Annotated in this window: 10 protein-coding genes; all 10 read right to left on the minus strand. The window is 62.0% G+C overall.

Translation table 11 applies throughout. From position 1 onward, the window contains the following. Positions 1-34 precede the first annotated feature (34 nt). The 10 genes from BFC21_RS12745 to recJ all read right to left on the minus strand — a co-directional run bounded on the left by BFC21_RS12745 (position 35) and on the right by recJ (position 13,315). The gene (locus BFC21_RS12745; RefSeq protein ID WP_083369617.1) at positions 35-1,045 is read right to left on the minus strand and encodes a chemotaxis response regulator protein-glutamate methylesterase; all 1,011 of its coding nucleotides are present in this window, start codon (positions 1,043-1,045) and stop codon (positions 35-37) included. Beyond that, positions 1,042-3,351, minus strand: a complete 2,310-nt coding sequence (locus BFC21_RS12750) for a hybrid sensor histidine kinase/response regulator (protein ID WP_120266197.1) — start codon at positions 3,349-3,351, stop codon at positions 1,042-1,044. Before BFC21_RS12750 ends, BFC21_RS12745 begins: the two co-directional genes overlap by 4 nt. After that, positions 3,348-4,034: a chemotaxis protein CheW gene (locus BFC21_RS12755; RefSeq protein ID WP_088378040.1), complete on the minus strand. Its 687-nt coding sequence runs from the start codon at positions 4,032-4,034 to the stop codon at positions 3,348-3,350. Before BFC21_RS12755 ends, BFC21_RS12750 begins: the two co-directional genes overlap by 4 nt. Beyond that, positions 4,031-5,311, minus strand: coding sequence for a CheR family methyltransferase (locus BFC21_RS12760; protein ID WP_120266198.1), 1,281 nt, complete (start codon positions 5,309-5,311; stop codon positions 4,031-4,033). Before BFC21_RS12760 ends, BFC21_RS12755 begins: the two co-directional genes overlap by 4 nt. Further along, complete coding sequence (locus tag BFC21_RS12765) at positions 5,308-5,823, minus strand: chemotaxis protein CheW (protein ID WP_088378042.1); 516 nt, start codon at positions 5,821-5,823, stop codon at positions 5,308-5,310. Before BFC21_RS12765 ends, BFC21_RS12760 begins: the two co-directional genes overlap by 4 nt. Next, positions 5,823-7,445 (minus strand): methyl-accepting chemotaxis protein, encoded by a 1,623-nt coding sequence (locus tag BFC21_RS12770; RefSeq protein WP_095004659.1) that lies wholly within the window; start codon positions 7,443-7,445, stop codon positions 5,823-5,825. Before BFC21_RS12770 ends, BFC21_RS12765 begins: the two co-directional genes overlap by 1 nt. Positions 7,446-7,675: 230 nt before the next feature. Next, entirely contained in the window at positions 7,676-9,352 is a 1,677-nt protein-coding gene (locus tag BFC21_RS12780) for an acid phosphatase (RefSeq protein WP_095004660.1), read from the minus strand. A 156-nt stretch (positions 9,353-9,508) separates the two neighbouring features. Continuing rightward, positions 9,509-10,216 (minus strand): tellurite resistance TerB family protein, encoded by a 708-nt coding sequence (locus tag BFC21_RS12785; RefSeq protein WP_088379518.1) that lies wholly within the window; start codon positions 10,214-10,216, stop codon positions 9,509-9,511. Between the two features lie 77 nt (positions 10,217-10,293). Continuing rightward, positions 10,294-11,400: an NADH:flavin oxidoreductase/NADH oxidase gene (locus BFC21_RS12790; RefSeq protein WP_016781930.1), complete on the minus strand. Its 1,107-nt coding sequence runs from the start codon at positions 11,398-11,400 to the stop codon at positions 10,294-10,296. 205 nt (positions 11,401-11,605) lie between these two features. Continuing rightward, complete coding sequence (gene recJ / locus BFC21_RS12800) at positions 11,606-13,315, minus strand: single-stranded-DNA-specific exonuclease RecJ (RefSeq protein WP_120266200.1); 1,710 nt, start codon at positions 13,313-13,315, stop codon at positions 11,606-11,608. Between the last annotated feature and the right edge of the window lie 38 nt (positions 13,316-13,353).

A 13,353-nucleotide genomic window follows, 5' to 3' on the forward strand; every position in this document is an offset into this window, starting at 1 on the left:
CTGCCTTCAAGCCAGTCCTGCGGGGTTTTACCAGTCATTTGGCAAATTTCTCCAGCAAGCGTGGCGCAATCTTGTCCAACGGGCGGATCTCAACCGCAGCATCAATGGCGGCCGCCGCTTTGGGCATACCGTACACCGAGCTGCTCTGCTGGTCCTGGGCGATGGTTAGGAAACCTTGTTCGCGCATGAGTTTAAGACCCTGGGCCCCGTCACGCCCCATGCCGGTCAACAGCACTCCCACCGCATCGCCACTCCAGTAGCGGGCAACACTTTCAAAAAAAACATCTATCGAAGGTCGATAAATTTCGTTAACCGGTTCCGCGGTGTATGCCAGCGTACCGTTTTTCAACAAGCGGATATGGTGGTTAGTGCCCGCCAGCAGCACGGTCCCCACCTGCGGCGCTTCACCGTCCCGGGCCAGACGCACGTCAAGCCCGCACGAACTGCTCAGCCATTCGGCCATGCCGGCGGCAAACACCTGATCAACATGCTGGACCAGCACGATGGCGGCCCCGAAGTTTCTCGGCAAGCCCTTGAGCAGGGTTTCCAGCGCTGCCGGGCCGCCAGCCGATGAGCCGATGGCCACCAGGGCACCCCGACCGCCCTGCACCCGCGGCTGGGCCGCTACCTGCCTGACGCGCTTTTCAGTCTGGCCCATCAGCCAGCCGACATTGAGGATCTTGCGCAACAAAGGCGCCGCTGCTTCCCTGGGATTGCTGCCGCCCAGTACTGGGGTGTCCACCACATCCAGGGCACCAAAGCCCATCGCTTCGAATACGCGGTGTACGTTCTGCTCCCGATCGATGGTCACAATCACGATGGCGCACGGGCTTTCGGCCATGATCCGGCGCGTAGCTTCGACGCCATCCATGACCGGCATGATCAGGTCCATCAGGATCAGGTCCGGGGTGTCCTCGGCGCACAGGCGCACTGCTTCCAGGCCGTCGCCGGCAACCCAGATCACCTGATGGGCGGGCTCGAACGCCAGCGCCCGGCGCAAGGCCTCAACCGCCAGGGGCATATCGTTGACGATGGCGATTCTCATGTCTGGGCTCCTCCAATGAGCTCAACCACTGCATCGAGCAGGGCATCGTCATGGAAACTGGCTTTGGCTAGATAATAGTCGGCTCCTGCATCCAGGCCGCGCCGACGGTCTTCTTCACGATCCTTGTACGACACCACCATCACCGGCATCGATTGCAAGCGGTTATCGCGACGCAACAGGGTAACCAGTTCAATGCCATCCATGCGCGGCATATCGATGTCAGTAATCAACAGATCGAAGTGTTCGGCACGCAAGGCGTTCCAGCCGTCCATACCGTCAACCGCCACGGCCACTTCATAACCGCGGTTGAGCAGCAGTTTGCGCTGCAGTTCACGCACCGTCAGTGAGTCATCCACCACCAGAATACGTTTGCGGGTCAGTTCGGCGGTGTGCCGGTTGCGCCGGTCGATCCGCTCCAGCCGCCCGGTATTGAGCAACTTGTCGACCGAGCGCAGCATATCTTCAACATCCACGATCAGCACCGGCGAGCCATCATCCAGCAAGGCCCCGGCGGAAATATCCTGGACCTTGCCCAGACGCGGATCCAGGGGCAGTACCACCAGGGTGCGTTCGCCGATAAAACGCTCCACGGCCACGCCATACACCGCATCGCGCTCGCGAATCACCACCACCTTGAGGGTTTCGTCATCGCTCTGACCGGGTTGGCGCTGCAGCAGCTGGCTGGCGGCAACCAAGCCCACATGGCGGCCTTCGTGCCAGAAGTGCTGACGGCCTTCAAGCTGCACGATGTCTTCGGGCTGCAGGTCGCGCATGCGCTCGATATGGGCCAGCGGGAAGGCATACGCCTCGTCTGCCACTTCAACCACCAGGCTGCGCACCACGGACAGGGTCAGCGGCACCTCAAGGTGGAAGCGGCTGCCATGCTGCGGGGTGTGCTCCAGCACAATGGCACCGCGCAACAGGCGCACCATATGCTGTACGGCATCCAGCCCCACACCGCGCCCCGAGACTTCGGTCACGGTGTCGCGCAGGCTGAAGCCGGGTAAAAACAGGAAGGTCAGCAGTTCTTCTTCGCTCAGTTGCGCCACTGTCTCTTCGGTGGACAGCTGACGCTCGACGATTGTGCGGCGCAAACGCTCCAGATCGACTCCGGCACCGTCATCGCTTAATTCCAGCACCAGCAGCCCGGCCTGGTGGGAGATACGCAGGCGGATCAGCCCTTCGGCCGGCTTGCCCGCCAACAAGCGCTGCTCCGGGGGCTCTATACCGTGATCGACGGCATTGCGCAGCAAATGGATCAAGGGCGCTTCGAGCTTTTCCAGCACGTCGCGGTCAACCTGGGTTTTTTCGCCTTCGATTTCCAGGCGGATCTGCTTGCCCAGGGCACGGCCCAGATCACGCACCATGCGCTCCTGCCCCACCAGGACATCGGCGAAAGGCCGCATGCGACAAGCCAGGGCAGTGTCGTAGAGCAATTGCGCCCGCTGGCCTGCCTGCCAGCAAAACTCGTCGAGCTCGGCGGTCTGTTCGCTGAGCAGGTGCTGGGACTCGGCCAGCATCTGCCGGGCATCGACCAGGGCCTGCTCGGCTTCATGACTGATACCCGCGACCTTGAGGTGCTCATTGAGCGTATCCATAGCCCGCAAGTTGGTGCTCTGCATACGTTTAAGGCGTTGCAAGGTCACCAGAAAGGGCTTGAGGCGCTGGGTTTCGACCAGGGATTTACTCGACAGGTCGAGCAGGCTGTTCAGGCGCTGGGCCGTGACCCGCAAGACCCGCTCGCCGCTTTCGGTCAGGCGCTGGGGCCGCCGTGCAGGCTCCGCGGCTGCCTCGACAGGGGCCTCAACCTGGGGCTCAACCACCGGCTCAGGGCCCGGCTCGGGTACAGCTGGCGCGGGCATCAGCAGCAGCTGCGACACGTCAAACTCGGGCGGCGCCACCCGCGCACTGGGCGCAGACGGGTCCAGCAGCTCATTCATGTGTGCCACATAGCCGTCAATGTCCTGGGGCGTGACGGTATTGCCGGGGGTGGCGATGCGCATCAACAGGTCGGTGCCCTGCAACAGCGCGTCAATATGCTCGCGTTGCAGGTACAGGCGGCCTTCCTGGGCGCTGACCAGGCAGTCTTCCATGACATGGGACACGCTCACGCCGGCATCCACGCCGACAATCCGCGCCGCTCCCTTGAGGGAGTGGGCCGCACGCATGCACGCTTCCAGCTGGTCGGCCTGGGTCGGGTTGCGCTCCAGCGCCAGCAGGCCTTCGTTGAGCACCTGGGTCTGGGCCTCGGCCTCCAGGCTGAACAACTCAAGCAGCGAGGCGTCGCGCATTTGCTCGGGGGTCATGTCAGGCTCCGGGTGATTGCGCTTAGCAGTTGCTCTTCATCCAGTAAACGCAGGCTGCGGGTTTTCCACTGCAGCACACCCCGGGTGTATTTGGCGCTGGCATGCTCGCCAGACAGCGACGCGGCATTGAGGTCGCCCTCGGCGATATTATGAATGCCATCCACTTCATCCACCGGCAGTACCACTGCCCCGCCGTGGGCCGCCACAATCAGCATGCGCGGCATCACCCGCAACGATGAGGCACCCGGCTCGGCAGGGTCGAGGCCCAGCAGTTCAACCAGCGACAGGCACGGCACCAAAGTGCCGCGCACATTGGCCACACCGCGCAAGGCCCGGGAACGCTGGTGCGGCAGAGAATGAATGGTCTGCATCGGCGCCACTTCATCCAGGCAGCGGGTGGGCAGCCCCAGCCACTCTTCACCCAGGCGGAAAACCACCAGTGAGCAGGTAGCCACCTTTTGTTCATGGGCCTGCGGGGCATACAGCTCCTGGCCTTGCTGCTCAAACGAATAACGGTCCAGCAAACGGGTCGCGGCGGCGGCGTAGGTGCCGCAGTTGCGGCAATGGATATGCTGGGGCAGCAACGGGCAGCTTTTGTCACCGTAAATGCCGATACGGTTCCAGCAGTCATCAATGGCCTGCGCTTCGGAGTGAATCAAGCTCTGTGCTGCTAAAGCGCTCATTGTTTACGCTCACTTTGGGTGGAACGCCCGTTCCGGGCTGCGCGCTCGTGCAAGCGCCGTGCGCCTGCTTCATCGCCTTGTGAAGCCAGCAGCGCCGCCAGATGGGCCAGTGCCTCTGAATGCTGGGGTTGCAGGTACAACGCCTTGCGATAGAAACCCTGGGCCTGCGCGGTCTGGCCCTGCACATCACTGAGCAGGCCCAGCCAGTAGAACACCTCGGCCTGCGGGTCGTGCCGCTGCAGGAACTGCTCGCACGCGGCCTGCGCCTCGCGGCTTTTGCCTTCATTGGCCAAGGTAGCAATCTGCTCAAGCAGCATGCCCGGCGCGTCGGCTGACGACGCGGTTGTGGTTGCCGCGGGAGCGTGTGAGCGCGGGGCAAAAGGCCGGCTGGCCAGTGGCGCTACAGGCATGGGCGCTGGCGCTTTTGGCCGGGCCAGTGGCTTGGGTTCGGCAGGCACCTGGCGCGCCGCAGGCACTGGCTCATGGCTGTGGCAAAAAGCGAAGGACTGCGGAGCACCGATCGAGCGCATGCCCAGTCGGCTAAGCAAGCTGCCTTCGGCCGGGCCGATAAATAAAACCCCGTCATCACGGGTCAGGCGCTTGAGCACGTCCAGCGCCTGCTGCTGGGTTTTAAGATCAAAGTAAATCAACAGGTTGCGGCAAAACACAAAGTCATAAGGTTCGTGGCTGGCGAGCAGGATCGGGTCCAACAGGTTGCCGACGGTGAAGCTGACCTGCCCGCAGACCCGCTCTGACAATTGATAACCATCGTTGTCGATACTGAAGTAGCGCTCACGGAAATCCGTGGGCTGGCCACGAAAAGAGTTTTTGCCATACATCGCGTTTTGCGCGCGTTGCACCGACAGCGGGCTGACATCCAGCGCCTCGACCTTGAATTGATGCGCAGCAAAACCGGCATCAAACAGCGCCATTGCAATCGAATACGGCTCTTCACCGGTCGAGCACGGCAGGCTGAGGATGCGCAATGTGCGACGGCTGCCGATTTCTGCCAGGCGCTGCCTGGCCAGGCGGCCCAGCGTGGCAAAGGATTCGGGGTAACGGAAGAACCAGGTCTCGGGCACGATCACCGATTCGATCAGCGCCTGCTGTTCATCCTGGGAGCTGAGCAAACGCTGCCAGTAGCGATCGTTGTCGGCCATGCCCAATGCCATGCAGCGCTGGCGAACGGCACGCTCGATAATCGCCGGGCCGACCGAAGCCACATCCAGGCCGATGCGTTGCTTCAAATAATCGAAAAAACGTTGGTCAAGGCTCATGGTGCCACCTGGGCACAGGTGTCTGCTTCACCCTCGGCAAACAACAGTGCAGACACTGCCGGGCTGAGCAAGTCATCGACACTCAACCACTGCAACAGCCCGGCCTCGTCCTTGCGCACCGGCCCCAGGTACGGCGCATCACGGTTATCAACACCATAGGGTTGAAAGTCCGCCGGATCACAGCGCAACGTGTCACTGGCCTGCTCAAGCAGCAGGCCGAGCAATCGTGCGCGGTAGTTGACCAGCACCAGCCGGGTGCTGGTACGGGCCACAGCGGCGTTGCCAAAGGTCATGGCGCTGATATCGATCACCGGCACCATGTGCTCACGATGGGCAAACACCCCCGCGACCCACGCCGGAGCATGGGCGATCGGTTTGAGCGGCAAGCGCGGCAACACCTCGACCACATCGGTGGCGGCCAGGGCATAGCGCTCATTGTCGATAAAAAACACCAGGAACAGGCGCCTTGACGACACCTTTGCGCCCGTCTGTTTGGTTACAAGCTCGCTCATCAGACTTTGAAACGCGAAACGCCGCTGCGCAGCCCAACGGCAACCTGACTCAATTCGTCGATCGCAAAGCTGGCCTGACGCAGGGACTCGACGGTCTGGCTGCTGGCATCGCCCAGCTGCACCAGCGCAAGGTTGATCTGCTCGGCGCCCGTGGCCTGAGCCTGCATGCCCTCATTGACCATCAGCACACGCGGCGCCAGGGCCTGGACCTGATGGATGATCTGTGACAGTTGCTCGCCCACTTGCTGCACCTCGGACATGCCGCGGCGCACTTCTTCGGAAAACTTGTCCATGCCCATCACGCCCGCGGAAACCGCCGACTGGATCTCGCGCACCATCTGCTCGATATCGTAGGTGGCCACGGCAGTCTGGTCGGCCAAACGGCGTACTTCAGTGGCCACCACGGCAAAACCACGACCGTATTCACCGGCTTTTTCAGCTTCGATAGCAGCGTTAAGCGACAGCAAATTGGTCTGGTCGGCCACTTTGACGATGGTCACCACCACCTGATTGATGTTGCCGGCTTTCTCATTGAGGATCGCCAGCTTGGCGTTGACCAGATCGGCCGCGCCCATCACCGAGTGCATGGTTTCTTCCATGCGGGCCAGGCCTTGCTGACCGGAACCGGCCAGGATCGAGGCCTGGTCGGCAGCCGAGGTCACTTCGGTCATGGTGCGCACCAGATCACGGGACGTGGCGGCAATTTCCCGGGACGTAGCGCCGATTTCCGTGGTGGTGGCTGCGGTTTCAGTGGCGGTAGCCTGTTGTTGCTTGGAGGTGGCGGCAATTTCCGTGACCGAAGTGGTGACCTGCACCGAAGAGCGCTGCGCCTGGGACACCAGCGTCGTCAGCTCGGCCATCATGTCGTTGAAGCCGGTTTCCACGGCGCCAAACTCGTCCTTGCGTTCCAGGTTCAAGCGCGAGCTCAGGTCACCGGAACGCATCACTTCCAGAATCGAAACGATGCGCTGCATCGGCGACATGATTGCGCGCAGCAGCAGGAAGCCACAGAGCGCAGCGGCAATAACCGCGATCACCAGGGAAATCAGCATGCTGACCTTGGCCGTGACGACGGCCTGGGCAATCGTGTCGCTGGCCTGGGTAGCGGACTGGCGGTTGGTATCGATCAAGAAGTTGAGTTGTTTACGCCCGGCCATCCAGGCCGGGGCCAACTCCTCGCTGACCAGGCGCTGGGCCTGGTCGAACTGCTTGCTTTCGTACAGCTCAAGCACCTTGGCCAAATCTTCGGAATATTGCTTGTGCAGCACCTCGAAGGCATCGAAATTGGCGCGGTCCTCACCGTCGAAAATTGTCCCGCGGTAGTGCTCCAGCTCTTGATTGAGACGGTCCTCATAGCTGGCGTAAAGTTTGCGGTCTTCGTTGGTCAGGTCACGGCGGTTGTCTGCGCCGATCAATTGCAGGGTCAGGACATAGCTGTCCACCCAGGCACTGCGGATCATCGAACTGTAATAGACCCCGGGAATGGCATCGGTGCGAACTGTTTCTTCACTGCTTTCAATCGACAGCAGGCGCGAGTAAGACGCAACAACCATCAGCAGCATAATGGCGATGATTACAGCAAAGCTCGCCAAGATGCGTTGGCGTAACGTCCAGTTCTTCACAGTCGATCCTCGGGGGTGCCATTAAAATGATGGTGAGTATAGCCGAGGGCGCGCAATGATTCGTACAGGCGTTGAGACAGATCTCACAGCAATAGACAAATATTCCTACATATAAAACTTCAATCCTGTGGGAGCGGGCTTGCTCGCAATGCAGGCGGCGCGGTCTGCCGGGCTGACCGTGCCAAAGCCATCGCGAGCAAGCCCGCTCCCACAAAAGGAGGGGACGGTTATCAGAACATCAGCGCATTGCTCAGGTCGCCCATCGGTGCCTGCCCGCGCGCCTTCATGGCGTCGTCGCGCTGCTTGAGGCCATCCAGCACTTCCAGCTGATGCACCCGGGTGATCAGGCGCAGGATCGAAGCGGTGTCGTACACCGTGTGGTCCACCGTGCCCTTGCGGGCGAAAGGTGACACCACCAGTGCCGGAATCCGTGTACCTGGTCCCCAGCGATCGCCCTTGGGCGGTGCAACGTGGTCCCACCAGCCGCCGTTTTCGTCGACGGTGAGCACGATCACCATGTTCTGCCACTGCGGGCTGTTGCGCAGCACCTTGAGCACGCGATCAAGGTGACGGTCACCGGCAGCCACATCGGCATACCCGGCGTGCAGGTTGAGGTTGCCCTGGGGCTTGTAGAAGCTCACGGCCGGTAGCTTGCCAGCCTCGGCGTCGGCCAGAAAACGGTTGGTAGCCGCTTCGTCGCCCAGCCCCCCATCACGCAGGCGCTTGCTGCGCTCCTGCGGGTTCTCCGGGCCTTGTTGCTCAAAGTAATTGAACGGCTGGTGGTGGTACTGGAAGTTGGGGATCTTGGGGATGCCGTCCGAGCCCTTGAACTGCTCCAGCGTGGCCTGCCAGGCGCCCGCATACCAGGCCCAGTCGATGTTCTTTTTGCTCAGTTTGTCGCCAATATGCTCATGGCTTTGTGGCACCAGCACGCTCGGCAGGTCGGGTTTGGCGTAGTCCGGGCGCTCGGGGTCGCGGATCCAGGTCGGCCAGTACGGTGGGGCCATTGTGTTAACGGCAAAACCGTCGGGTGTGAGCGCGCTGGGGCCGAACTGCGGGGCGCCGGTCATGGCGCTGGCCGGGGACTTGGCCAGGGGCTTGAGGCGCGTCCCGGTGGGGTCGTCCCCTTGCAGCACGGCAATCTGCCCCTCCGCCACGGAGGTGCCCGCATTCGGATAAAACGGCACGGCCGCGCTGATCAGGTACTGGTGGTTAAGGAACGAGCCGCCGAAAGCGCCCTGGAAAAAGTTGTCGCACAGCACGAATTCCCGGGCCACGTCCCACAAGCGCAGTGAGTACTGCGACTGGGCGTAGTAGCCCATCGGCAGGCCACCCGAGTCGCCCCAGGCGACGAACTGGTCATTTTTGCCCTCGTTGATCTGCATCTGGTTCTGATAGAACACATGCCACAGGTCGCGGGTTACCAGGTTCAGCGGCAAATCTTCCTGATTCGGCCCCTTGAGGGCAAAGGGGGCGTTGGGCAGGTCCTGCTGGTACTGCTCGCCCGGGGCATAGGTCACCCCATCGACCGTCTGAGGCCCGACTTGCACGACCCCGCCCCAGGCGGGTGGCAAGGTTTGTAATAAGCTGCCATCACGGTCGCGCTGCTGATAATCGGCAGGTTTGAGGGCTGACAAGGGTTTTTCGACGCCGGGAAAGTTGGCAAACAGATTATTGAAGCTGCGGTTCTCGGCATAGATCACCACGATGGTCTTGACCTGCTCGTGGAGTTTTTTGTCCAGCTCGGCCCCGGTCAGCGGTTGCGCCTTGGCAGGGCTGCCCGGCTCGCTGGCGCCACACGCGCTCAGGGTGGCTGCTCCTACGCCCAGTGCCGCGGCACCGGCGAGGAAACGACGACGGCTGCTGTCGGCCGGAAGTCGGGTGTCCTGGTCTTTCTCGTCGCTCATTACTAATCCCTGTTCATGCGTAACAAAGTATTTCTGGCGGGCAGGCTAACAGGGGATTATGACGGCGAAGTGGCAGCGAGGGACTATAAAAAACGCCCCGACCATAGCGGTTCGGGGCGTTGGAACAACTCTATCGCGAGCAGGCTCGCTCCCACTTTAACCCTGGGCCTGTTTGACCTGGGCTTCCAGCTCGGTCTTCAGGCCCGGGTCGAGCTTGAGCTGTTTGGCCAGCTCTTCCAGATAGGCGCGCTCCATAAAATGCTCTTCGTCAACCAGAACAAGGCTGGCGATATACATTTCGGCCGCGATTTCCGGGGTAGTGGCAGCACGGGCGACTTCGGCGGGGTCCAGCGGTTTGTTCAACTCCGCTTGCAGCCACTGGCGCAGCGCAGGGTCACCATTGAGTTTGTTCAGTTCGCCATCGATCAATTGGCGCTCGCGCTCATCCACATGGCCATCAGCCTTGGCGGCAGCCACCAGCGCCTTGAGGATTGCCTGGCTGTGTTGCTCCACTTGCGGTGCCGGGACGCGGTCAATGGTCTGCGGTTCGGTCTGCGGCGCCGTGCCCTGATTGGCTTGCCAGTTGCCGTAGGCTTTATAGGCCAGCACGCCCAAGGCCGCCAGGCCACCATAGGTCAGCGCCTGGCCACCATATTTTCGCGCACTCTTGTTGCCCAGCAGCAGGCCCAGGGCACTGGCTGCCAGGGCCCCGCCGCCCGCACCGGAAAGCATGCCACCCAGCCCCCCGGAGCCGAGCAGGTCTCCCAGGCCACCTTTGCCAGCATTGGAGGCGCTGCCTTGGGTGCCGGTTTTTTTCTCCAGCATCTGTTGGCCGGATTTAAGCAGTTGGTCGAGCAAACTCATAAGCATCCTCTCGTAACAGGGTCAGGGGGAGCCAGAAAGCCCGCCAGCAGGCGGGCTAATCGTAAAGAGCAAGGGGATCAGTCGCGCAGGTCGGACTCATGAATCGGTTGGTCGCGATGGGTTGCACGCTGATACTGGGCTGGCCAGGTCGCCTTTTTGCCGCCCAGGTCATCGTCTGCGTGCAGCGGCCAGTACGGGTCACGCAACAGTTCGCGGGCCAGCAGAATCAGGTTGGCCTGCCCGGTACGCAGAATATGCTCGGCCTGTGCGGGTTCGGTGATCATGCCCACCGTACCGGTGGCGATGCAGGCCTCCTTGCGCACGCGCTCGGCAAAACGGGTCTGGTAACCCGGCCCGACCGGAATCTCGGCATTGGCTGCAGTACCGCCCGAAGACACGTCGATCAGGTCCACCCCCAATGCCTTGAGACGGCGCGCCAGCTCGACGGTTTCGTCAGGGTTCCAGCCGTCTTCCACCCAGTCGGTGGCCGACACCCGCACAAACAGCGGCAGCTCCTGCGGCCATACCCCGCGCACGGCCTCGGTCACCTCCAGGACCAGACGAATTCGATTCTCGAACGAACCACCGTATTGGTCACGTCGCTGGTTGCTCAACGGCGAAAGAAATTGATGCAGCAAGTAACCGTGAGCGGCGTGAACCTCGACCACCGAGAACCCGGCTTCCAGTGCCCGCCTGGCAGCCGCCACGAAAGCCTGGACAACGTCCTTGATCTGGCTTTCGTCCAGTTGCGCGGGCGGTGTGTGTTGCGGGTCGAAAGCTATCGGTGACGGCCCGACCGGCACCCAGCCGCCCTCCTCCACCTTGACGCTGCCATGCTTGCCCAGCCAGGGGCGGTGGGTGCTGGCCTTGCGCCCGGCATGGGCCAGCTGGATGCCGGCCACAGCGCCCTGGGCGCGGATAAAGCGGGTGATGCGTTGCAGGGGTTCAATCTGTTCGTCGTTCCACAGGCCCAGATCCTGGGCGGTAATCCGGCCTTCGGGCGTGACGGCAGTAGCTTCGGTAAAAATCAGCCCGGCACCGCCTACGGCACGGCTGCCTAGATGGACCAGGTGCCAGTCATTGGCCAGCCCGTCGACGCTGGAGTACTGGCACATTGGCGAGACCGCAATGCGGTTAAGAAGGGTCAGTTGGCGCAGGGTATAGGGTTCGAGCAGCAGACTCATGGGTCACCTCTAATTCCAGTGGGCAGGCTCCAAGTACTTCTGAAGAGCCTAGTCGACAACACTGGATGAGGGAGGGTTCAAATCGCACCGGGTCGTGGTGGTTTTGGTGGGAGCGGGCTTGCTCGCGATGGGGTCAGCGCGGTCTGTCAGGCCAACCGCGGTGATCCCGTCGCGGGCGAGCCCGCTCCCACAGGGGCTTGGCGGATCATCGCGGCTCGATATGGGCAATCATCAACTGTACGGTTTCGTTGCCTCGAAACTCGTTAAGGTCGAGTTTGTAGGCCAGTTCAACCCAGCGAATGGTCGGGTTCGGCCACACTTCGCGGTCGATTCCGAAAGCAATGCCGTCGAGTTTGACGCTGCCACATTCGGTCTTGAGCACCACTTTCAAATGCCGCTCGCCCACGATGCGCTGCTCCACCAGCTGGAACACCCCGTGAAACAACGGCTCGGGAAAATGCTGGCCCCAAGGCCCGGCATTGCGCAGGGCCCGCGCCAGCTCCAGGTGAAACTCTTCAACCGCCAGGCTGCCATCCGACAGCATGCGCCCGGTCAGGTCCTCTTCACGCAATTGACGTCGCACTTCGGCATCAAAAGCCTGACAAAACAGCGCAAAGTTGGCCTCAGGCAACGTCAGGCCAGCCGCCATCGCATGGCCGCCGTATTTGCTGATCAAGTCCGGGTGCTGTGCTGCCACCACACTCAACGCATCACGAATATGAAAGCCCGGCACCGAGCGGCCGGAGCCCTTGAGCATGCCATCACCGGCATCGGCAAAAGCGAAGGTCGGGCGGAAGTAACGTTCCTTGAGCCGCGAAGCCAGAATCCCGATCACCCCCTGGTGCCACTCGGGATCGAACAGGCACAGGCCAAACGGCATGCTGTCGATCGTCAGGTCCTTGAGCTGGGCCAGCGCTTCACGTTGCATACCCTGTTCGATAGATTTGCGGTCCTGGTTCATCTCGTCCAGTTGCGCAGCCATTTCCCGCGCCGCGTTGGCGTCATCGGTAAGCAGGCATTCGATACCCAGGCTCATGTCGTCCAGGCGCCCGGCAGCGTTCAGGCGCGGCCCGAGGATAAAACCCAGGTCTGTGGAGGTGATTTTCGAGTGGTCACGCTTGGCCACCTCCAGAATGGCCTTGAGCCCCGGCCGCGCACGCCCGGCACGAATGCGCTCAAGCCCTTGATGTACGAGGATGCGGTTGTTGGCATCCAGCGGCACCACGTCCGCCACGCTGCCCAGGGCCACCAGGTCCAGCAGCTCGGCGATATTCGGCGCCTTGCTGTTCTGGTACCAGCCCAGGCTGTTCAAGCGCGCCCGCAAGGCGATCAACACATAGAAAATCACCCCGACCCCCGCCAGCGCCTTGCTCGGGAACTCGCAGCCGGGCTGGTTGGGGTTGACGATGGCATCCGCGGCCGGCAACTCACTGCCCGGCAAGTGGTGGTCGGTGACCAGTACGCTCAAACCGGCCTTTTTCGCCGCCGCCACGCCTTCGACGCTGGAAATTCCGTTGTCCACGGTGATCAGCAGCTGCGGGCTGCGGGTGAGCGCGACTTCGACAATTTCCGGGGTCAGGCCGTAGCCGTATTCAAACCGGTTGGGCACCAGGTAATCGACATGGGCGGCCCCCAGCAGGCGCAACCCGAGCATGCCGACCGTACTGGCCGTAGCCCCGTCGGCGTCAAAGTCACCAACGATAAGGATGCGCTGGCGCTGCTCAAGCGCGACCACCAGCAAGTCCACCGCAGCATCGATGCCCTTGAGCTGCTGATACGGAATCAGCCGTGCCAGGCTCTTGTCCAGTTCAGCTTGCGACTGCACACCGCGTGCGGCGTACAGGCGGGTCAGCAGGGTTGGCATTTCGCCCAGAAAAGGCAGGGTTTCAGGCAATGGACGAGGTTCGATGCGCATAAGCAGGTGGAGAGTCTCTGAGCGTAGAAAAAAAGGTG

The sequence above is a fragment of the Pseudomonas sp. TMW 2.1634 genome (genome assembly GCF_001703595.1).
Classification (GTDB): domain Bacteria; phylum Pseudomonadota; class Gammaproteobacteria; order Pseudomonadales; family Pseudomonadaceae; genus Aquipseudomonas; species Aquipseudomonas fragi.